The sequence below is a fragment of the Vallitalea pronyensis genome (assembly GCF_018141445.1).
Taxonomy (GTDB): Bacteria; Bacillota; Clostridia; order Lachnospirales; family Vallitaleaceae; genus Vallitalea; species Vallitalea pronyensis.
Genome location: NZ_CP058649.1, coordinates 1,500,483 through 1,523,360 on the forward strand (window position 1 = coordinate 1,500,483; position 22,878 = coordinate 1,523,360).

Annotated in this window: 20 protein-coding genes; 17 read left to right on the forward strand and 3 right to left on the reverse strand. The window is 38.0% G+C overall.

Annotated features, from left to right (window positions below; all coding sequences use genetic code 11):
* Nucleotides 1-326: 326 nt before the first annotated feature.
* The 11 genes from HZI73_RS06275 (at nucleotide 327) to pyrE (ending at nucleotide 13,460) form a co-directional block, all read left to right on the forward strand.
* On the forward strand, nucleotides 327-1,562 hold the full coding sequence (locus tag HZI73_RS06275; RefSeq protein ID WP_246552370.1) for a cation:proton antiporter: 1,236 nt from the start codon (nucleotides 327-329) through the stop codon (nucleotides 1,560-1,562).
* Between the two features lie 188 nt (nucleotides 1,563-1,750).
* Complete coding sequence (locus HZI73_RS06280) at nucleotides 1,751-2,158, forward strand: hypothetical protein (protein WP_212697404.1); 408 nt, start codon at nucleotides 1,751-1,753, stop codon at nucleotides 2,156-2,158.
* Between the two features lie 25 nt (nucleotides 2,159-2,183).
* Entirely contained in the window at nucleotides 2,184-2,534 is a 351-nt protein-coding gene (locus HZI73_RS06285) for a P-II family nitrogen regulator (protein WP_212697405.1), read from the forward strand.
* Between the two features lie 493 nt (nucleotides 2,535-3,027).
* Nucleotides 3,028-4,311 carry a dihydroorotase gene (locus HZI73_RS06290; RefSeq protein WP_212697406.1) on the forward strand — a complete coding sequence of 428 codons (1,284 nt, stop codon included), beginning with the start codon at nucleotides 3,028-3,030 and terminating at the stop codon, nucleotides 4,309-4,311.
* A gap of 127 nt (nucleotides 4,312-4,438) precedes the next feature.
* On the forward strand, nucleotides 4,439-5,362 hold the full coding sequence (gene pyrF / locus HZI73_RS06295; RefSeq protein WP_212697407.1) for an orotidine-5'-phosphate decarboxylase: 924 nt from the start codon (nucleotides 4,439-4,441) through the stop codon (nucleotides 5,360-5,362).
* 67 nt (nucleotides 5,363-5,429) lie between these two features.
* Complete coding sequence (locus HZI73_RS06300; RefSeq protein WP_212697408.1) at nucleotides 5,430-6,494, forward strand: carbamoyl phosphate synthase small subunit; 1,065 nt, start codon at nucleotides 5,430-5,432, stop codon at nucleotides 6,492-6,494.
* Nucleotides 6,495-6,536: 42 nt separating this feature from the next.
* Nucleotides 6,537-9,743, forward strand: a complete 3,207-nt coding sequence (gene carB / locus HZI73_RS06305; protein ID WP_212697409.1) for a carbamoyl-phosphate synthase large subunit — start codon at nucleotides 6,537-6,539, stop codon at nucleotides 9,741-9,743.
* Nucleotides 9,744-10,043: 300 nt separating this feature from the next.
* Nucleotides 10,044-10,502: a pyridoxamine 5'-phosphate oxidase family protein gene (locus HZI73_RS06310; protein WP_212697410.1), complete on the forward strand. Its 459-nt coding sequence runs from the start codon at nucleotides 10,044-10,046 to the stop codon at nucleotides 10,500-10,502.
* Nucleotides 10,503-10,510: 8 nt separating this feature from the next.
* A complete protein-coding gene (locus HZI73_RS06315; RefSeq protein ID WP_212697411.1) occupies nucleotides 10,511-11,287 on the forward strand; it encodes a dihydroorotate dehydrogenase electron transfer subunit in 777 nt (258 codons plus the stop codon).
* Complete coding sequence (locus HZI73_RS06320; RefSeq protein WP_212698706.1) at nucleotides 11,287-12,189, forward strand: dihydroorotate dehydrogenase; 903 nt, start codon at nucleotides 11,287-11,289, stop codon at nucleotides 12,187-12,189. Before HZI73_RS06315 ends, HZI73_RS06320 begins: the two co-directional genes overlap by 1 nt.
* A 596-nt stretch (nucleotides 12,190-12,785) precedes the next feature.
* On the forward strand, nucleotides 12,786-13,460 hold the full coding sequence (pyrE, locus tag HZI73_RS06325; RefSeq protein WP_212697412.1) for an orotate phosphoribosyltransferase: 675 nt from the start codon (nucleotides 12,786-12,788) through the stop codon (nucleotides 13,458-13,460).
* Nucleotides 13,461-14,151: 691 nt separating this feature from the next.
* Here the strand turns inward: pyrE and HZI73_RS06330 are convergent.
* Entirely contained in the window at nucleotides 14,152-14,817 is a 666-nt protein-coding gene (locus tag HZI73_RS06330; RefSeq protein WP_212697413.1) for a class I SAM-dependent methyltransferase, read from the reverse strand.
* A gap of 181 nt (nucleotides 14,818-14,998) precedes the next feature.
* Between HZI73_RS06330 and HZI73_RS06335 the strand changes: the two genes are divergently transcribed.
* The 5 genes from HZI73_RS06335 (at nucleotide 14,999) to HZI73_RS06350 (ending at nucleotide 18,332) form a co-directional block, all read left to right on the forward strand.
* Nucleotides 14,999-15,925 (forward strand): sensor histidine kinase, encoded by a 927-nt coding sequence (locus HZI73_RS06335; RefSeq protein WP_212697414.1) that lies wholly within the window; start codon nucleotides 14,999-15,001, stop codon nucleotides 15,923-15,925.
* Nucleotides 15,926-16,009: 84 nt separating this feature from the next.
* Nucleotides 16,010-16,492: an NfeD family protein gene (locus HZI73_RS06340; protein ID WP_212697415.1), complete on the forward strand. Its 483-nt coding sequence runs from the start codon at nucleotides 16,010-16,012 to the stop codon at nucleotides 16,490-16,492.
* 16 nt (nucleotides 16,493-16,508) lie between these two features.
* Nucleotides 16,509-17,471: a flotillin-like protein FloA gene (floA, locus tag HZI73_RS06345; protein WP_212697416.1), complete on the forward strand. Its 963-nt coding sequence runs from the start codon at nucleotides 16,509-16,511 to the stop codon at nucleotides 17,469-17,471.
* A 14-nt stretch (nucleotides 17,472-17,485) separates the two neighbouring features.
* Nucleotides 17,486-17,614 (forward strand): hypothetical protein, encoded by a 129-nt coding sequence (locus tag HZI73_RS26645; protein ID WP_281418866.1) that lies wholly within the window; start codon nucleotides 17,486-17,488, stop codon nucleotides 17,612-17,614.
* Nucleotides 17,589-18,332, forward strand: a complete 744-nt coding sequence (locus HZI73_RS06350; RefSeq protein ID WP_246552372.1) for a LytR/AlgR family response regulator transcription factor — start codon at nucleotides 17,589-17,591, stop codon at nucleotides 18,330-18,332. The genes HZI73_RS26645 and HZI73_RS06350 overlap by 26 nt, the downstream gene beginning before the upstream one ends.
* 138 nt (nucleotides 18,333-18,470) lie before the next feature.
* Here the strand turns inward: HZI73_RS06350 and HZI73_RS06355 are convergent, their stop codons facing one another.
* Both HZI73_RS06355 and HZI73_RS06360 read right to left on the reverse strand, forming a co-directional pair.
* Nucleotides 18,471-19,757: a peptidoglycan-binding domain-containing protein gene (locus HZI73_RS06355; RefSeq protein WP_212697417.1), complete on the reverse strand. Its 1,287-nt coding sequence runs from the start codon at nucleotides 19,755-19,757 to the stop codon at nucleotides 18,471-18,473.
* Nucleotides 19,758-20,224: 467 nt separating this feature from the next.
* Complete coding sequence (locus HZI73_RS06360; protein WP_212697418.1) at nucleotides 20,225-21,331, reverse strand: pyridoxal phosphate-dependent aminotransferase; 1,107 nt, start codon at nucleotides 21,329-21,331, stop codon at nucleotides 20,225-20,227.
* Between the two features lie 220 nt (nucleotides 21,332-21,551).
* Here HZI73_RS06360 and HZI73_RS06365 point away from each other — a divergent pair, with 220 nt between their 5' ends.
* Nucleotides 21,552-22,700, forward strand: a complete 1,149-nt coding sequence (locus HZI73_RS06365) for a hypothetical protein (protein ID WP_212697419.1) — start codon at nucleotides 21,552-21,554, stop codon at nucleotides 22,698-22,700.
* The last annotated feature ends 178 nt before the right edge of the window (nucleotides 22,701-22,878 follow it).

The window sequence follows — 22,878 nt, forward strand, 5'->3', positions numbered from 1 at the left end:
TAGGAGCTCTTTTTTTATCTTATAAGAAGTTCTCTGAATTTACCATATGAAATAGAAGTATTCTCATAAGCGTCAAAGTTACTTTCTTAACGAAACAACTTACTTCGTAAGGCTTAACGTAGTCGCTATGTACCACCTAAAGTTCGCAGATGCTCATGGGTTAAAAATTTGTAAAGTAGCCATACAGAACCTATATATTGTATACTATGTACAAAAAAAACATGTATTTTTAGTCATTATCAACATTATTACCATTGCATAATGATCATAATAGGAGTAGAATCATATTTAGTGCAATTTATAAAATACGTTTAGGGGGCATAATCATGGACTTTGCAGCTATGTGGGCACATGCAGGAGAATATGAATTTTTATTACAGTTAGCAATATTATTAATTGCTGCTTCAATTGGAGGATGGCTAGCCGCCAAGATATCCATGCCGCCGGTTCTTGGACAAATCCTAGTAGGTATCTTGATTGGGCCAACGGTCTTCAATCTGGTTGATGGTAATAATGATATTATACATAAGATTTCACAGATTGGTGTGGTTTTTCTTATGTTTTTAGCAGGTTTAGAAACAGATTTAAAAGAATTAAAAGCATCGGGGAAAGGTGCTTCCATGATAGCATTAGGGGGAGTCGTCTTTCCGTTAGCTCTTGGGACATTCGTCCCATTATACTTTTTTACCCAGTATTTACCAGCGGGTACAGAGAGTCAGCATTTTATGTATGCGCTATATATAGGAACGATTTTAACGGCCACATCAGTGAGTATATCTGTGTCTGTACTTCGGGATATTAAACAAATGGGAAGTCGTCAAGGTGTGTCCATTTTAGGGGGAGCTATCATTGATGATGTTGTTGGTATCATTTTATTAGCCATTGTATCCGGTATGGTGAACCCAAACTCCCATACAAGTGTCTTACAGCTGATGATTAACATCGTCTCATTCTTTATATTATCCATTGTGATTGGTACCATTGTTTCAAAAGGTATTACACGATTTGCTCAGGGTTCTGTATGGCGAGACCGTATTGTAACCTTTGCCATTATATTATGCTTCACCTTGGCATTTGCAGCGGAATTATTCAGTGTAGCAGCCATCACAGGTGCTTACTTTGCAGGGGTAGCATTAGCAGCAACACCCTATCGTCATCGTGTGGTTAACAAAATCCAATCATTTGCTTTTGCGTTATTTACACCCATTTTTTTTGTCAGCATCGGTCTTAGTGCTGTTATCACCAGTGATATTGTGAAATATTTAGGCTATGCATTGGTGATTGTTCTTTTAGCCATAGGAGGAAAGATCATTGGGTGTGGTCTTGGCGCTCGACTATCAGGTTTCAGCGGCAAGCATTCCATGCAGATAGGTATTGGTATGATTGCAAGAGCTGAGGTCGCCTTGATTGTGGCCAACCAAGGACTCAAAAGCCATATTATTACCAATCAGACTTTTACAAGTGTGGTTTTACTGGTTGTCATATCAACCATTGTGACACCCCCTCTTCTGAAAATTTTATTTAAGGGTGAAAAACCTGTTGAAGTCTGTTCAGGAGAATAGTGTAATTACTTTTTAAAAAGCGTAGGTATCCTTGACTATTTATGGTATAATACAGGATAGCATATTAGAAAGAGTTAAATAAAAGCCATACCAAGGAAGTCATCTCGTAAAAAGGGTACTTCATAAAGGTAGACTTTCCACTAAGGCTTTTAGATACGCATAGATGATGATGTAAAGGAGTGATTGTGGTGTATGTATTGTTTATCGTATTAAATGAAACAGAATACTTATCAGAGGTTTTGTTTAAAATGAAGCAATTAGGTATTAGAGGCGCAACAATTATTGATAGTATGGGAGCAACAGCCATTAATAAGGACATCTATAACATACCCGTTATTGGTGGTCTCATGAAGAGTATAGATGGTGATGTACAGTATAATAAAACCATTTTTTCAGTGATAGAGCGTGAAGAACAAGTAGAACTTGCTATGAATCATATTGAAAAAATATTAGGTGGCGATATGAAGCGGCCCAATAAAGGTATCATGTTTGTCTTACCTGTGACACATATGCGTGGTGGAGAGCTTGAACGCCATATTGAGAGCCGTGAGAATAAAAAGGTTATGGCTAAGGAATTTGAAAGTGAATATTATTAGAATGGTATAGAAACGAGGGTTTTATATGATAGCATGTAAGTATATTCTATTTATCGTTATGAATGACGTGAAAAAAGTTAAGCATGTTAAAAAGAAATTAGCTCAGTTGGATATATCCAGATATACCATGATCGATACCTTTGGTGTATCAGCCTTAGAAAGCTGTGGTGTTCATCGGTCCATGGTCCTTGGGTCATTAGGTAATGTTGATAATAAGAAATACAATAAAACCATTTTTGTAGCCTTACCTTCTGAAGAAATGGTACTTAAGGTCATGGATGAAATGGAAGAAGTGCTAAACATCGGCAAAGGTCAAACAGGCAAAGGCATTATGTTTACAGTACCTATTTATCGCAGTCATGGTGTACGAAAATAAAGGAAGAAAGCTTATTTATGGCTAGTCACTTTTTCAGTATATTTATATGTACCCGACAATGGTGTATCATTCATGTACATAGCATATTTATGCAGAAGAAATAAGTGTAACTTTACCCATGAAAAAATAGCATAAACATTTGACTTTGCTATAAAAATATGCTATTCTATATAAAATTAATAACAGACATTCGACAGTACGCAAGTCGACCTTTAATTTGGTACAGAGAGACCAGCAAGGGAGGAATTATGATGCGAGACATCAATGCGTTCTTTTATTGTGTACAAAAATACACAAATAACCACTTCATAATGAACCGCATGGAGACAGGTGTTAAAGAAAAACACTGTCCTCCTTTTGAATTGAAAAATATGAATCTATATGGGGAATATACATGATATGCAGATATCGTGTATATTCCCTTTTGTCATGTTAAGGAAACAAAGCTATGTTTCTGGTGGCTTTCCTAAGAGGCTAGATAAGGAGGAAGAAAATGAAGACCTTAATCAAAAATGGAACCGTGTTCAACCCAAGAACAGGATTTCAGAAAAAACAAGATGTATGGATTGTTGAAGGTTGTGTGAAAGAAATTGCTGACCATATCAATCAAGAAGCAGAGCATATCATTGATGCAGAAGGCTGTTGGGTAACACCAGGGTTAATCGATGTTCATGTGCATTTGCGAGAACCAGGATTTGAATACAAAGAAACCATAGAAACAGGAAGCATGAGTGCAGCAGCAGGAGGGTTTACCACCATATGTGCCATGCCCAATACAAAGCCAGTTATGGATAATGCCAGGCTTGTTCAAGAAATAAACGCTAAAATAAAAAAAGAAAGCCATGTACATGTGCTGCCTGTAGGTGCCATTACCATAGGGCAACAAGGGAAAACCGTCGTTGATGTAAAAGCTTTAGCCCAAGTAGGCATATGTGCTTTGAGTGAAGATGGTCAATCGGTTATGGACTCAAAAGTGTTATATGATGCCATGATAAGAGCCAAAGAAGAGGGGTTGCCTATCTTGTCCCATTGCGAGGACATTAATCTAGCAAAAGGCGGTTGCATGCATCAAGGCGAGCGTGCTAAGGCCATAGGTGCAAAAGGTATTCCTTCAGAAGCAGAAGATATCATTGTAGCAAGAGACATCCTATTAGCTAACCTAACAGGAGCGAAGTTACATCTTTGTCATATCAGTACGGCTGGTAGTGTAGCTTTGTTAAGGCAGGCCAGAGAAAAAGGCATGGATGTGACAGCAGAAGTTTGCCCACACCATTTTACATTGACAGAAGAAGCTGTGACAGCAGATAACACCAACACTAAAATGAATCCACCCCTTAGAAGTAAAGCGGATCTAAAAGCCATCAAGGAAGGGATAAAAGACGGTATCATCAACATTATAGCCACGGACCACGCACCTCACGCTATAGAGGATAAAGCAGGAGGATTAGAACAAGCGGCAAATGGTATTGTTGGGTTAGAGACGGCTGTACCACTGGGTATTACGGAACTTGTGGAAGAAGATATCCTATCCCCTATGGCATTTATCAAGACGCTAACATATAATCCAGCGAAGATGCTAGGTATTGACAAAGGTGTGCTGGAAGAAGGTAAGATAGCAGACGTCACCATCATTGACCCTAGTGCTAAACATACCATTGATGTGCACAAGTTTCACTCAAAAAGCCATAACAGTCCATTTCATGGAAAGCAAGTTATGGGAAAAGTTACACATACCATCGTAGCAGGTCAAATGGTGTATACCGATGGCAACCTGTAAGCTTATACAAGTAGTCGTGTAGACATGTACATTGACTTCTGTCACTTAGATAAAACAGCAGAAAGAAATATCCTAACAAGTAAGGTTAATATAGAGAGAATAAATAAGTAAAATAGGAGGAATTATCATGATTGATCAATTAATTAGAAGTATCCAAGAGAAAAATAACGCTACAGTAGTGGGACTAGACCCAAGATTGAACTTTGTGCCATCTCACATCAAAGAACAAGCTTATGCACAATATGGCAAGACATTAAAGGGTGCTTCAGAAGCCCTATTACAATTCAATAAAACAATTATCGACCATGTTCATGACCTTGTACCAGCCGTTAAACCGCAAGTGGCTATGTATGAACAATACGGTGTAGAAGGCTTACAAGCTTATATGGATACCATACAGTATGCTAAAGAAAAAGGCCTTGTCATTATTGGTGATATTAAGCGAAGTGATATTGCATCAACGGCTATGGCTTACTCGGACGGTCATATTGGAAGGGTTACAGTGGAAGATGAATGCTTTGAGGTGTATAAAGAAGATTTTATTACACTGAATCCCTATTTGGGATACGATTCCATTGAACCTTATATAGGTAACTGCAACACCTATGACAAAGGATTATTTATCTTAGTCAAAACATCCAACCCGAATAGTGGGGAAATACAAGACCTTCTTGTAGAAGGCGATACCATTTATAAAAAAGTAGGACAATTGGTCAATCAATGGGGCACAGAAGCAATGGGTGAGCTTGGTTATAGTCGCATAGGTGCTGTAGTAGGGGCTACACACCCTAAGCAAAGCAAAGAACTTCGTAAGGTGATGCCTAAGACCTTCTTCTTAGTGCCTGGATACGGTGCCCAAGGTGCTACCGCAGAAGACTTAGCAGGATGCTTCAACAAAGATGGATTAGGTGCTATTGTCAATTCATCTCGAGGTATCATAGCCGCTTATACAAAGGAGCAGTATAAGAAAACATTCAAGGCAGAAGAGTTTGGAAGCGCTGCTCGAAAAGCAGTCATTGCCATGAGAAATGATCTGAATAGAGTAAGGTAAAGCATAGAGAGATGCTATTAATTGGTTATAACGTACAATTTTTTCTAGTACAGATAGGAGTTAACAGATGAAAGCAAGATTAATTCTTGAGAACGGGACTGTTTTTCATGGGCGAGCCTTTGGTTACCTTAAGGAAACAGTGGGTGAAGTTGTTTTTAATACAGGCATGACAGGCTACCAAGAAGTGTTAACGGACCCATCTTATTATGGTCAGATTGTTACCATGACTTATCCATTAATTGGTAACTATGGCATTAACCTTGATGATATGCAGTCAAAAAAAGCCACAGTAAAAGGCTTTATTGTTAGAGAAAAATGTGATTTTCCTAGTAATTGGCGCTGTGAGTTCGAACTGGATACTTATCTAAAAGAAAATAGGATACTAGGACTTGAAGCAATTGATACAAGGGCTTTAACCAAGTTAATTCGTAATCATGGAACCATGAGAGGCATTATTACGGTTAGAGACCTAACAGATAGTCAAATCAAGATGCAGCTGGATGGTTACAGTAATAAAAGTGCAGTGAAGCAGGTAACGACAAATCATGTGAAAGCTTTAGAGGGTGAAGGGTTACATATCGCCATCATGGATTTTGGTATTAAGCAGAATATCATTGATTCATTCCATAAGCGAGGCTGTAAAATAACCGTATTTCCAGCTTTTACAAAAGCAGAGGATATTCTAGCTCATAAGCCAGATGGTATCTTCTTGTCCAATGGACCTGGGGACCCAAAAGATCTGGAAGAGGTCATAACAGAGGTGCAAAAGTTGATTGGAATGAGGCCCATAACAGGCATTTGCTTGGGCCATCAATTACTTGCATTAGCCCTTGGTGGTAATACAGATAAAATGAAATTCGGTCATCGAGGTGCTAACCATCCTGTCAAAGACATGGATACTGGCCGTATTATGATTACATCACAAAATCACGGTTACGTGGTCACAAGAGATGGTTTACCAGAGGGAGCAGCCATTACCCACCTGAATATGAATGATGATACCGTAGAAGGCATGGCTTTAAAAGATCAAGGTATCTTTAGTATCCAGTTTCACCCGGAAGCTTGTCCAGGACCTTATGATACGGATGGTATTTTTGACGAAATGGTAGACGTGATGAAGCATAATCAATAAATGAGGGATAATAGTTAACCATGCGTATAAGGAGGAAATAACATGCCTAAGGATAGACGTATAAAAAAGGTATTGGTCATTGGTTCAGGGCCGATTATTATAGGGCAAGCGGCAGAATTTGACTATTCTGGAACCCAAGCTTGTCAAGCATTACGAGAAGAAGGAATTGAGACGGTTCTGGTAAACAGTAATCCAGCGACAATCATGACAGATAAAGAAATAGCAGATAAAGTTTATATTGAACCTTTAACCATTGAGTATTTAGAAAAAGTCATCGAAAAAGAACGCCCAGACAGCGTCATAGCAGGCATGGGTGGTCAAACAGGATTGAATCTAGCTGTGGAGTTATATGATGGTGGTATACTGGATAAATACAATGTACGGGTTATTGGTACATCCATTGAAGCCATTAAAGAAGGGGAAGACCGAGAAGATTTTAAGGCACTTATGGAAAAAATAGGTCAGCCCATTATAGAAAGTCGTATTGTAACCAGTATGGAAGAAGGCGTTGATTTTGCCAGCAAGATAGGTTACCCCGTAGTTGTAAGACCAGCCTATACCCTTGGAGGCAGTGGCGGTGGGATTGCCGAAGATCGTGAAGAATTAAAGCAAATCCTTGCTACAGGTTTACAGCTAAGCCGAGTGGGTCAAGTACTTCTTGAAAAATCCATCAAAGGATGGAAAGAAATTGAATATGAAGTCATGCGGGATGCTTATGGTAATTGTATTACTGTATGTAACATGGAGAACATCGACCCGGTAGGTGTACATACTGGTGACAGTATTGTTGTTGCACCCTCCCAGACCTTATCTGATGTGGAATACCAGATGCTTAGAAAAGCATCCATTGATATCATCAATGAGATAGGCATCGTAGGCGGCTGTAACGTTCAATTAGCCCTGCATCCAGACAGTTTTGAATATGCCATTATTGAGATTAATCCTCGTGTTAGTCGCTCCTCAGCACTAGCATCGAAAGCAACAGGGTATCCCATTGCCAAAGTCAGTACGAAGATTGCTCTTGGCTATGGGTTAGATGAAATTAGCAACGCTGTAACAAAGAAAACAAAAGCCTGTTTTGAGCCAACCCTTGATTACTGTGTTATTAAAATTCCTAAGTGGCCATTTGATAAGTTCCGACGGGCTAAGAAAACACTGGGAACGAAGATGATGGCTACAGGAGAAGTCATGGCCATAGGAAATAATTTTGAATCAGCCCTTCTAAAAGCTGTGCGTTCACTAGAAATTGGCCAATACGGTTTATACCATAAGAAAGCGGCTAAACGAAGTCTTGATGAATTAAAGCGACGGGTTCAGATTCCAGATGATGAACGGTTATTCGACTTAGCGGAAATGCTAAGAAGAAATTACCGGATGGATAAAGTATGTCGTATTACAGGCATGGATCCATTTTTTGTAAACAAGATTAAAGGTATTGTCGATGAAGAGGAAAAACTCCGTACCAAAGGTATTCTAGACGTGGACAGAGAGTGGATGCTTACCCTTAAGAAAAAAGGATTTTCGGATCAAGCCATCGCTGATTTTGCAGGCTGTGCATCTCAAGAAGTCTATCAGCTGAGAAAAGCATACCATATTGAACCTGTCTTTAAGATGGTGGATACTTGTGGGGGCGAATTTGAAGCGGTATCCCCTTATTACTACTCTACCTACGATGAATTCGATGAAGTGGCTGTATCCAATCATAAGAAAGTAATGGTTATCGGTTCAGGACCCATAAGAATTGGGCAAGGCATAGAGTTTGACTACAGCAGCGTCCATTGTATTCTTGCTCTTAAAAAAGAAGGTATAGAAACCATCATTGTTAATAATAACCCAGAAACAGTCAGTACAGATTTTGATACAGCTGATAAGCTTTATTTTGAGCCATTAACAGAAGAAGATGTCATGAACATTATTGAAAAAGAAAAACCAGAAGGCGTTATCCTTCAATTTGGTGGTCAGACAGCTATTAAACTAGCCAACTACTTAGATGGCATGGGTGTCCACGTACTTGGGACGAAGCCTCAACAAATTGATGAAGCAGAAGACCGTGAGAAATTTGATGAACTCATGGAATCCTTGGGTATTGACCGGCCAAAGGGAAAAGCTGTATGGAGCTTACAAGAAGGGTTAAAAGAAGCCAGTACGTTAGGTTATCCTGTTCTTGTAAGACCTTCCTATGTCCTTGGAGGCCAGGGGATGGAGATTACTTATCATGAAAAAGAATTAACCAGATACCTGAAACAAGCTTTTGAACGGGATGCTAAAAACCCTGTATTAATTGACCGCTACTTAATAGGGCGTGAGATTGAAGTGGATGCTATATGCGATGGTGAAGATATATTAATACCAGGTATCATGGAACACCTAGAGCGAGCGGGTGTCCATTCAGGTGATAGTATCTCCATCTACCCATCCAAAAATATTCAAGATGATATGAAAGACAAGATTTTAAAACAAACCAGAGAGATAGCAAGAGCATTAAAAGTGATTGGCATGATTAACATCCAGTATATTGAATATGAAGGAGCACTTTATATCATTGAGGTCAACCCAAGATCATCAAGAACTGTACCTTATATTAGTAAAGTAACAGGTGTTCCCATGACTTATCTGGCTACACAAGCCATGTTAGGTAAGCAGCTAAAAGACATGGGATACGGTACTGGTATATATAAAGAAGCAGACCTGGTCGCTATAAAAGTACCTGTTTTCTCCACTCAGAAGCTACCCGATGTTGAAGTCAGTCTTGGACCAGAGATGCGTTCAACAGGGGAAGTTCTCGGCATAGGTAAGGACTTTGAAGAAGCATTATTTAAAGGGTTTTTAGGTTCTGGTATGCGTATACCCAGAGAAGGCGGCACCATCTTAGCAACCATAAAACCTCATGATCAAGAAGAATTTATACCTTTAGCAAAAGGGTTTGCAGAAAAAGGCTATCGTTTTGTAGCCACAGAAGGAACAGCTAGGCTGTTGAAACAACATGGTATATCCGTCAATCAAGTGAAGAAAATAAGTGAAGGTGTACCCAATATCCTAGATCTTATACGTAGCGGTATGATAGACCTTGTTATTAATACCCCAACAAAAGCGAATGACGTGACCCGAGACGGTTTCCGAATTCGACGTGCTGCCATTGAAGCTTCCGTACCTGTCTTAACATCACTGGATACGGCAAACGGGTTATTAGGTATACTACAAGCCAATTTACAACATGAAGCTACTCAGATTTATAATCTAGGTCTCTAAAGCTCATGAAATACATCTGATGATGATTTAAATATAATAGGAAAATATGGCATCTTGCTGGCAATGAATGATACCTTTTTATACTGTCTAAAACATATATACAGCATACTTTTAGGTCTTAAGGAAAGTTCTCAATTTAACAAATGCGATAGGAGTGTTCTCAATGTGTTAAGAAAATTTCCTAACGTAACAACTTACTTTGCAGACGTAATGCAGTCGAGTTATCATTATAATACAGTGTAAACAATAATTTATAGGGTACATGTGTTATAATGTAAGAAAATAAATAGGAGGGGTCATATGTTTAGAAAGATGAGAAGAGCCAAAAGAGAATTACCCAAGGAAGCATGTATGGAGATTCTTAAAAAAGGTGAGTATGGTGTTCTATCCACCGTAGGTGATGAAGGTTATCCTTATGGTGTTCCTATGAATTATGTCTATCATCAATCCTGTATTTATTTACATTGTGCTTATGAAGGGCATAAGATTGATAACATCTCGGATCATGCCAACGTGTCTTTTTGTGTTGTTACAGCTTATGATACCATAGAAGAAAAAATATCCACAGAGTATGAAAGTGTTATCTTGTTTGGTCAAGCTAAAACGGTTCATGAGGAAGAAGAAAAGAAAGATGCCCTTATGGCACTCATGCAACGGTTCTTTCCAGCTGTTAAGGATACAGGCATTGATGAAGCATGGCAAAAAACAAATGTGTTGAAAATAGACATTGAACATATAACAGGTAAATTTAATAACTAGGAGGAACTATGTGCCAAGATAATATAAAATCCAAGAAAACAGTATCCATTATAGCCAACGAAGAAATAGCAGCAGGTGTTTATCAGATGGTTTTTCGAGAGCAGGAGATTGCAGAACGAACAAAACCAGGTCAATTTGTTAATGTGTATTGTCAGGCTGATAGTCGCATATTACCAAGACCCATTAGTATCTGCCAAGTAGAGCCTAGGGCAGGTCTTGTTACCATTGTGTATATGGTTGTTGGACAAGGAACCAAGGAATTTTCCAATTTACAAGCAGGCCAAACCATTGACGTTCTTGGGCCATTAGGTAATGGGTTTAGTCCCGTTGCATGTGAAGAGAGCATTCTTGTGGGTGGAGGTGTTGGCACGCCGCCTTTACTGGAATTAGTAAAACAGCTGCCAGGTACAAAACATGTTTTCTTAGGTTTTCGGACAGGTTCTTATCTTGTTGATGCTTTTAAACAATATGCTCAGGTCTATATCGCAACAGATGACGGGTCTGTTGGTCAACAAGGTACAGTGATTGATCTAATGAATGCTGTAGGTGCTAAGGGACAGCAAGTATATGCTTGCGGACCCAAACCTATGTTAGCCGCCTTAAAGACTTGGACTAATGAGCGAGACATACCTGCACAGCTATCCTTGGAAGAACGGATGGGCTGCGGTATTGGTGCATGTGTTGGTTGTGTGTGCAAGGTAAAAACAGATACGGAATCAGGATTTACCTATAAAAAAGTATGCAAGGATGGGCCTGTTTTTGATGCTAAGGAGGTGATTTTATGATGCATACAAGCGTGACCATAGCAGGTGTAACATTTGATAATCCAGTCATGACCGCATCGGGTACTTTTGGCTCAGGTAAAGAGTACGCAGAATATATGGACCTTAATGGACTTGGTGGCATCATTGTCAAGGGGGTTGCCAGCAAAGAATGGTTAGGAAACCCTGCACCTCGTATAGCGGAAACCTATGGGGGCATGTTGAATGCTGTTGGTTTGCAAAACCCTGGGGTGGATGTATTTATGGAAGAAGATATTCCTTTCTTGAGACAATACAATACCAATATTGTGGTGAATATTGCTGGAAAAACAGTGGAAGAGTATGTGGATGTGACAAAACGGTTACAACAGGCAGATATAGATATGATTGAATTGAATATTTCTTGTCCTAATGTTAAAGAAGGCGGTGTAGCTTTTGGTACAGATGCGGGTATGGCAGAGTACATTACCAAAGAAGTGAAAAAGCATGCAAAACAGCCTTTGATTGTGAAGTTAAGTCCTAATGTAACGGATATTACGGAGATTGCCAAGGCTGTTGAAGCTGGTGGTGCGGATGCGGTATCTTTGATTAATACGTTACTGGGGATGAAGATTGATATTTATAAGCGAAGACCTGTTCTAGCCAATAGGGTTGGTGGCTTTTCGGGCCCCGCTATTAAGCCCGTGGCTGTTCGAATGGTGCATCAGGTGTATAAGAGTATTCAGTTACCGATTATAGGTTTAGGTGGTATATGTACGGGTGAAGATGCAGTGGAATTTATGTTAGCAGGGGCTACGGGGGTGGCTGTCGGAACTGCTAATTTTATGAATCCTAGGGCAACAGTTGATGTGATTGAGGGTATTGAGAGGTTTATGGATGAGACTGGGGTTGAAGATGTGCGTGAGTTGATTGGGGCTTTGGAGTAGATTATAGTAGGTTTGTTGAGATTTGAAGGAGTTATGGTTTAGGGTAAGATGGTCGTAGTGGAATTGGAATATAGAGTATTGTGCAAGACGGTCGTAGTGGAATATAGAGTATTGTGCAAGACAGTCGTAGTTGAATATAGGGGTATAAAACAGCTCATGTTAATGGGTTATAAGAAAAACTAAGTACGTTCCAGTCATCATTTCCTAAACCTTAAAACTCCCTACGGTCAGACAATTAAGGTTTTTAACGGAAATGATGACTTCCACTTACTAAGATTTTCTAATAACCCATTAAAAATCGCTTTATTTATACCCCTATATTCAACTACTGGGCTACGTTGGTTGGGGTTGTGGTGTATGAGGTTTGTCGTGAAGGATAGGGTTGGTTTGGTTAGAAAGATAGATAGGGTTAAGTGGGATAATTTTCATTTGCTGGTAAAGAAATATAATTGTTTAGTATGCTATGATTCATCATACTGTGTGCAAATGAAGTCTATTATGAGAGTTGAATAATAACTTTTTATATGGAGTAAAATGGATAGTAGATAGATTAATAGTGAAGTATAATGACAATGTTTGATATAGGAGGTTAGGATATGGAGCAATATAAGAAGGATTTTATTGAATTTATGGTGGAGTGTGGTGTGTTGACGTTTGGTGATTTTGTGACGAAGAGTGGACGTGAGACACCGTTTTTTGTGAATACGGGGAATTATCGTACCGGTAGTCAGTTAAGTCGGCTGAGTGTTTTTTATGCGAAAGCAATTATGGAGGAATTTCAAGGGGATTTTGATGTGTTGTTTGGTCCGGCGTATAAGGGGATTCCTCTTAGTGTGACAACGGCTGTTGCTTTAAGTCAGGCATATGATAAGGAAGTGGCTTATTGTTCGAATCGTAAGGAGATTAAAGACCATGGAGATAAAGGGATTTTATTAGGCAGCAAGCTTAAGGATGGCGATAAAGTTGTCATCATTGAGGATGTGACCACCGCTGGAACATCTATCTATGAAACAATGCCTATTATTAAAGCTAACGGCGACGTAGATGTAAAAGGCTTAATCATATCCGTTGACCGGATGGAAAAAGGGCAAGGAGAAGTAAGCGCTCTAAAAGAGTTAGCCCACAAATTTCAAATGAAAACCTGTGCCATCGTCACCATGGACGAAGTCGTTGAGCATCTATGGAATCGAGAAGTCTTAGGTAAAGTATTGATTGATGATGAAATGAAAAAGAAGATTGATAAGTACTATGAAATGTATCGGGGACAGTAGATAATAAGACACAGTTACCCCTGTGATACTCTTTTCATATCTCGTAGAGGTTATCATAGTAATAGCAATAAACATTTCATTACAGCAGGGTTATCATAGTAAAAGCAATCAATATCAATAAAACAGGGTTATCATAGTAAAAGCAATTAACGTCAATACAGCAGGGTTATGATAGTAAAAGCAATTAACGTCAATACAACAGGGTTATCTTAGTAAAACAATCAACGTTAATACAACAGGGTTATCTTAGTAAAACAATCAACGTTAATACAACAGGGGCTATCTTAGAAAAAGCAATCAACGTCAATACAGCATGGTTATCTTAGTAAAGCAATCAACGTCAATACAGCAGGGGTTATCTTAGTAAAGCAATCAACGTCAAATACAACAGGGGCTATCTTAGAAAAGCAATTACGTCAATATCATAGGAAAATATAAGGGGTTAAGCGTAAAGCGAAGCCATGGACGGCGAAGCGCAGACCCTCTAAACACGGACGTTTAGGGGTCTGAAAAGCTTAACCCCTTATATTTTCCAAAAACCCCCTAGCCCAAACCATTGCTTTTCTAAGATAGTCCCGATACCCTCTAGCCCAAACCATTGCTTTTCTAAGATAGCACCCGCCCTAGCCCCAAAAATTGCTTTTCTAAGATAGCCCCCAACACCCCTAACCCAAAGATTACTTTTCTAAAACTACAAATCCTTCTTCAAAACAGCCCTAAAACAATACAAACCTCCAAGAATACGCGTATAAATAGCATCAACTGGCAAAGTCAAATCATAATCTCCAGCAAACTTTAATCCTGCTGCCTGCAACATCCCAACAAACCCATTCAAATTCACTGTGGGATAATCCAAGGTAATCACCAATAGACCATCATCCTTCATAACCCTCTTAAAGGATTGAAGGGATAAAGCCATATCAGAAGGGTCCAAATGCTCTAAGACAGAGATACAAAACACCTTATCAAATGTCTGATCATCATAATCTAAGTTGATTATACTTTGCTTACTGTAATGTATACCCTTTCTATATTTTTGCTCATATAATGTTAAACCGCTGCTGCCAAAGTAACGGTTAATTTCTGATTTTAACACCGCTTCATTAAATAACCGATTATCCAAATCACACGCATAGGTCGCTTTACAATGATCTTTTAGATAAAATTTTAATGGATGCATGACACCACAGGCTGCATCCAAGCAAATATCATCTTCTTGGATAAAATGACTGGTCCAAATGTATTCGTAATGCCTACTCCACCAATCGGCAGGTAGTCGAAAAACAAAATCTCTTGTACAAGGGTCTGTGTTGACAAAAAAACGCGATACCATTTCTGTATCATCTAAAATACCCATACAATATCCCCTAAAATAACTCTTTATACTATGTATATGAGTATTAAGTATAAAAGTGTATCGGAAGCTGATATTATCTTGAAACATGAAATAGAATATAGAGTGGTGTACAACATAAGCTTTTGATTTATCATGACTAGTGCTTTATAATAGAAATGACATATTTTTAGATAAGGGGGTTATGGCTATAAAAAACAGAAAGAAACGTCAGCTATCGAATATTGGGAAATACATACAATTACTCTATCTGATTCAAGTGTTATTACTCATTGCCATGGTGCTGTATCGTTTATTTAGTCGTTATAGCTTTATAAAACTTGGATTCAACTGGCGCATAAACATGGATATAGTCCTCTTATTTATTGCATTTTTAATGCTTATTAATGGTTATCTCGTCATAAAAGATGTGGTGGATTTGAAACGATGGAAAGAACGGATTAAGATGAAAGATGAGGCTTATGATTACGTGCAAAAGCTTAATCAAGACCTTAGAATGCAGCGTCATGACTTTCTTAACCATATTCAGATTATCTATAGCCTTAATGAATTAGAGGAATATGAAGCTTGCCGCGATTATTTAAACAAAATATATGAACATATAGGTAAGCTAAGTGAGAATATAAAAACAGATAGAATTGCCATTAATGCTTTACTTCAGGCGAAAGCAAATGAAGCACAACGTTTACATATCCTTTACCAAGTTTCTATACGTTCAAGATTAAGCGATCTGGTCATGCCCGATTGGGAATTATGCCGATGTTTGGGCAACCTTATTGACAATGCTTTTACAGCTACCCTCCAATACCATGACTGTAAGCAGGTGTCCATACACATAGAAGAGAACATTAAGGATTATATCTTGACGGTAAGCAATACGGGTAACCCTATAGGGGAACATCTCTTAGCATCTATGTTTGAACGTGGTGTGACAACAAAAAATAATCAAGAAGAGCACGGTATGGGGTTATACATTGTTAAAAGTGTACTGGAGCAATACAATGGCGAAGTATCCATTAATCATACAAGTCCCCATACCTCCCTTGTTATGCAGGTGCCAAAACCTGACATTACAAGCAATAAAATGTATAACACAGACAAAAAGGATTGAAAGTTAATGGTGAAAGCGTATGATAAGCTTATAAGATGTAAGTCAATATACATGCTTATAGGCACAAGCATAGGAGGTGAGTAAATGGATACGATAAGTATCATTTCGTTTGGGTTAATTGTTCTTGGGATTATCTTATTAACCATAGAAATTGTTGTCCCTAATTTTGGAATAATAGGTGGTTTAGGTATTGTTTCCATTGTTGCGGGAGTTGTTATATCTGCAAAATCCATTGGTGGAGGTATCATCACCTTCTTGATTATCCTAGTCATTACCATCTTATTGTTAATTATTATCTATAAAGTATTGAAGAAAAAAAATAGGTCTGTCATACTGCATGAAGACTTAAAATGGGATAAACAAGAAGATGATTTAAAATTCTTTTTAGGCAAACAAGGTATAACCAAAACACCCCTTCGACCTAGTGGTCATGCAGATTTTGATGGCGTTAGTATCGATGTCATAACAAAGGGGCAATTTATCCCAAAAGGGTGCCCAGTTGTTGTAGGTGAGGTAAAAGGTAATAGTATTATTGTTAGTGAGATCAAGGAGTCTAACATATCATAATTAGGAGGGACTATGTATGGAAGAATTAAAAGGTATCTTAATTGTTATTGGCGCTATTGTTTTATTTATTGCTTTATTTGTAAGTATTATTCCTGTCAGGTTATGGATTGCAGCGATTGCATCTAATGTAAAAGTTGGTCTGTTTACGTTAATTGGTATGAAATTACGTCGTGTGCGGCCTAGCCGTGTCGTGTTACCACTTATACGAGCCACCAAGGCAGGGTTAAGATTATCAGTGAATCAGCTGGAATCACATCTATTAGCAGGTGGTAATGTGGATCGGGTTGTAGATGCTCTTATTGCAGCTCATCGGGCAGAGATGGCACTTAGTTTTGAACGTGGAGCAGCCATTGATTTAGCAGGACGAGATGTGCTAGAAGCTGTAAAAATGAGTGTAAAGCCCATTATTATTGAAACACCACCCGTTGTTGCCGTTGCCAAAGATGGTATTGAGGTAAAAGCCATCGCTCGGGTAACCGTACGTGCAAATCTGGAAAGACTTATCGGTGGTGCCGGCGAAGAGACGGTCATTGCAAGGGTTGGTGAAGGTATCGTCACAACAGTTGGTTCAGCAAAATCCCATAAAGAAGTTTTGGAAAATCCAGATTCCATATCGGAAAGGGTTCTTGGAAAAGGTTTGGATGCTGGGACAGCATTTGAAATTTTATCCATTGATATTGCGGATATTGACTTAGGTAAAAATATTGGTGCAAGATTGCAGATAGAACAGGCAGAAGCAGATAAGCAAATCGCTCAGGCCAAGGCAGAAGAGCGGAGAGCCATTGCATTTGCTCGCGAACAAGAAATGAAAGCACGGGTAGAAGAGATGCGAGCCAAAGTTGTAGAAGCAGAGGCGAAGATTCCATTGGCTATTTCAGAAGCATTTATGAAGGGGAATCTTGGTGTAATGGATTATTATAAAATTGAAAATGTCAAAGCAGATACAGCCATGCGAGAAGCCATCAGTACAGACGAATAGAAAGGGATGATTCCATGAACATCAAGAATCTAACCAAAAAAGACTTAAAAAAAGCCGTTGTGATGCATGAGATACTTTCTAAACCTGTCAGCTTACGAAAAAAGGAGCTAAACCATCGTGATAAGAATAATGATCGCAGATGATGATAAGCATATGAGGTTTGTGTTAAAAAAAGCCCTGGATAAAGTAGAAGATATTCAGATTGTGGCAGAAGCAACAACAGGGCATGAAGCTGTAGGTCTTTTAGAAGCACAAGCGATTGATGTGGCTTTTTTAGATATTGATATGCCAGGTTTAGATGGTATAGAAACAGCAAAGTTAATCTTAGATATTCGACCAAGGTGTAAGATTATTTTTGTCACGGCACATGAACATTATATGTCACAGGCATTTGAACTCTATGCTTACGACTATATCATAAAACCCTTTAAATTAGAACGTTTACATAAGACAATTAATCGTATAAAAGAACTGATGGAAAATACCTGGCAATCAGATATACCTAAGAAGGTCCATCAACACGAACTCCTATTTAAATTAAAAGATGGTATGGTTCTGTTAAAACCAGAGGATATTATATTGGTTGAAAGAGAGAACCGATCAACGGTGATTATAACGGATAAAGCCAAATATGTCACCAATAAAACATTAAAAGAAATGGAACATATCTTACCGGAGGATGATTTTATACGTAGTCATAAGTCCTATATTCTACGTATTGATAAGATATCCACCATATCCATTTATGGACGTTGGACGTATATTGTTAAGTTTAAAAACTGTGACATAGACGCTTTGTTAACCAAGGAAAAAGCAAGCGAATTGGAAAAAAGATTTGGCATCGGTAATCAAGAGGATTAAAAGTTAAGCCAACAAGGGCTGCCCCATCAAATATCTTATGAATGATGGAACATAGGAAGTTCATATGTTCCAAATCATTCACGAAGAATAGTTGATGAGGCAGCCCCTTTTGATGCGTTTATCTGAATAAATCTGATGCTATACTAATTCCGCTAATCTAGTAACAGCTACAAAGATATCGGATATTCTATACCACGTAGGGTAATCCACAATACCTGTTACAGGCATGTTGAAAACCTCTTGAAATTTCTCAACGGATGCTTCGGTAAGTGGTCCATAAATGCCATCAACCCTTAATTTAGGAATGGCAGGATAGTTATTGGAAATACCATTTATTTGTTGCTGAATTGTTCTTACAGGTCCCCCTGTAGACCCACGTTGCAGGTTAAAGCCTGGGAATGAAGAAGGGATGCCTGATACTTGCCCAGCTGTATTAATAAAGACGTCACTACCATAGAAATAGCGAAGTATTTCGATGGCGTTTTCACCCAAGTCACCACGGAACTTACTGCCCCATTGTGTCATCCAGTTGGGGCACTGTACCTGAATACCATCGCAGTACTGGGTTAACAAGGGCTGCTTAATACCTGGGCGTGAAATATAGTTAATAAACAATTGATCCACAATATCGGCGATGTTTTTAAAATAATTACGTCCATAGATCCATTTATGATCAAAAGCGGTTGAAGATGTAATGGTGAAGTTCTTGCCTTTACCTCGATACCATTCTGTATAGACCCGGTTCAGTGTAAAGGATAATATGGCAAATACATTAGCTTGAATAGTACTTTCTGGCCATGTGGAGTAGATTTCAGAAGATGCCACATTTTTAATATAACTTGTAAATGGCACAAAATAGTTTGGTGCGCTGGTATCATCGGGTCCTCCATCATGAACAACAATGGTACTAGGGACCACAACAGATTCCAATACAATTAAGCTGGTTTCCACATCCTCTTTTACTTCACTTTCAGGAATTTTAGGTGGGTAATCCGCGTATAAGGTATGGGGACCAATAACGACTTCTTCAGTTTGTTGGTTACGAATACCTCTTGATGATACTTCAACAATGGGTATCATGGAGACATCTTGTAAAGCTAATTCATTAGGTAATAATTGTGTACCAGCAATGTTAACCGTTTCAAATTCAGGGGATTCTATGATTAGATTATATTCTGAATAAGGCTTAGGACTACCTGGTTCTAGACTATACTCAAGAGGCGGTGTCTCTAAATCAATTGGAGCTGTCTGCCCGGATTCATTTGTTTCCAATATATCAACAGTTTCATTACCAGGTGTGGTTTTTTTTATGGTTACCTTAGCATTGGTGATGGGTTTAAAACCTAGTTGAGTAACTGCATTAACAGATAATTTTCCAAGGGATTGCGTTGACATTTCAGCAGGATACATTCTGTTTGCTCTCATAATTCTCCTCACTATTTGGGCATAACTTACCTATGCCACATTACTTACTTTTAGTATATGAATAGACAAGTTTTCTTGTTCTTATGGGAAAGTTCTCAATTTAACAAATGAAATAGGCCCATTCACATTTGTACTAAGGTAACTTCCTAAGGAAACAACTTGCTTCGTAAGACGCAACGTAAGCCCTTTGTTCATAAAAAAAAGAATACTACTTCCGTAGTATTCTATGTGGGGGAGAACATATTGTAAACAGGGATACATTAGTAATGTTACTATCCAACCAATCTATAACTAGCCTTTATATAAAGACCAGAATCAGGTTGTTTTGATCCATATATAAAGGCTAATTTATTATCCATAAAAAAGCTTCCATATATCAATCTTTTGTATCCCTGTAATATTCATTATATCCAATAGACCACTTTATATACAAAAAATAAAAAATTTTTTTTTGGTATTTTTTTTGGCTACATGTCTTCACTTAATACAGCCTTTAAAGCTTCAATTAAGCGGTCGTTATCAGCAGGTTTCATGAAACAAAATCGAAAATATCGCTCATCAAGAAACTTGAAACTGGAGGCATTTCTTATCATCATATGACGAGCAATGAGGTATTCAAATACATCCCTAGCATCTATATCATCTCTTAAAAGTTTGACCAACATGAAGTTCGCTGTTGGTTCGTATGCATGTACGCTTTTCCATTTGGACATGATGTCGTATAAGCGTTTCCGTTCTTCTATAATAAGCTCTTTGGTTTGCTTCATATAAGCTTTATCGGTGAACATCACTTCACCAGCGTAGCTGGCTAAGCTGTTAATGGTCCAAGGAAATTTTACATGATTCATGTGTGAAAGTAACCTTGTATTACCGCATAGACCATATCCTAGCCTTAATCCTGGTGCTGCAAAAAATTTGGATACACCTCTAATGATGAACAAGTTATCATAGGTATCAATCAGTGAAGATGATGAATATAGGCTCATATCTTCAGTAAATTCAATATAAGTTTCATCGATCATCACATCAATGGCTTTTTCGTGGCACATGGCCACAATCTTTTCCATAAGAGAAGTTGGTATGGTGGTAGATGTAGGGTTGTTGGGATTACATATAATGAGAATATCAACATGTTCACTAAGGGCTTCTTTTAGCCCATCTATATCCAGACGAAAACCATGGGCTTCATTTAGAGCAAAATAGTCTACCGTACCATCATTTAAGGTGATTTCTCGTTCATATTCCGAGTAGGTTGGTCCTATAATCAAAGCCTTCTTAGGCTTGACGCTTTGGATAAAGAGTGCAATGAGCTCTGTTGAGCCGTTTCCAACAATAACATGCTCCATATGTGTCCCTGTATAGTCACTAAGATGTTGTCTTAAGTTTGTGTAATCACGATCCGGATAGGATTCAATAACGGATACGTTCTGAGCCAATGCTTTAACCAGTGTAGGTGATAAGCCTATAGGATTAACATTAGCACTATAATTAACCACATCACTGATCTGTATATCATACATTGATGCAATTTTCTCTATATCACTACCATGAAAATGGCTTTTTTTTGAGGGCATCGTTTTCACATCCTTCTTGATGAATTCATAAACTACTATCATTATACCTTTTCCCATTAAAAATGCAAGGTGGGCATAGTACTCTCTAGGGCTAAAAGGCTAATTATTGAATTGAAGTTGACACACGAGTTAGGGCATTTTATAATGAATGTAGATGATACGTGTAAAGTTTTAGCTGAATATGTCGGGGCGTATTACAAGAGATAAGCGAGGTAAGTATATGAACCTACTGAAAAAGATAAAAGCATTATTTCAAAGAAAACTTGAACATATTGATGAAAAAAATTACCTGGGCGTCAATATTCAAGATGTTTACAATGATGCTGATAACACATATAAGGTATGTCAACAACTGATATCTGCCAAACGAGATAAAGAACGCGTGGTGCAAGAATACGAGAAAAATGTAAAAAAGTATTCGGGCATTCAACAAATTGAAGGTCTACCCAAAAAAACCCTCGCTGCATTAGAAAAGTATGCCCATACGTATATGGATACCTCAAAACATAAAGATGAATATGTTAATCGTATTAAAGGTGTTGGAGAAGAACTTAATTATTTAGAGGATTATGATGAGGACATACCTCATGTTATTGAGAACATACGACACATAGAAGATAAGCAGAGAGCCGTTAAGAATGACATACATAGCATAGAAGGAGAAAAGGCAGAATTAGGTTATAAAGCCCTTCGTCTCGTTAAGACACAAAAGGCGGTTAAGATACTGATGATTATACTCTTAATGGTTTTTGCCTTGTCAGCTTTTATATTAGCTACGTTATATAAGACAAATGATATAGATATCATGATACCATCCATCACCATGATGGTGATTATCGGATTTTTTGGAATGTGGATCTACATTTTTAGACGATATGTGGCACATGAAATGAAGAAAAATAATATGTTAAGGCAAAGAGCTGTGGAACTACTGAATAAAATAAAAGTGAAATATGTTCACCATGAACAATTCTTAGCATATGCATATAAGAAGTATAAAGTCAAAAGTGGGGATATGCTTGAGGAACGGTATCATCATTACCATCAAAATCAACAAGATAAACATCATATACATCACATATCGCGAAACATCATTTCAGCAGAAGAAGACATAGGAAAGTTGTTAAGCAAACATCAAGTGGAGGTAGATGATCCGTTTTTTGATGATATTCAATACCATGTTTCTAAAACGAAACGACATGCCTATAAGCAAGAAATAGAGAACAACATAAAAACCTTAAGAAACACCATGGATGAATACGATAAAGAGATACTTTTAATAACCAAATTATTGGAAGATGTAAAAGAAAAAGATGATAGCAACGATAAAGCAATATCAAAGATGATTGAGCGACTTAATTTATCATAAGATGAAAAAAGAGTAAACAATTATTTAAATCACACGTGGATTATATGTTATGAAAAACAAAAGAAAATTCTTAAAAAAAATAGCAATATTTTTGTTACAGTTGATAATCTTAAAAAACATTTCATTTAAGTAGAAAACTTCATGCCGGTAAGTCATTTTTTTAGGGCTAACCTTTTAT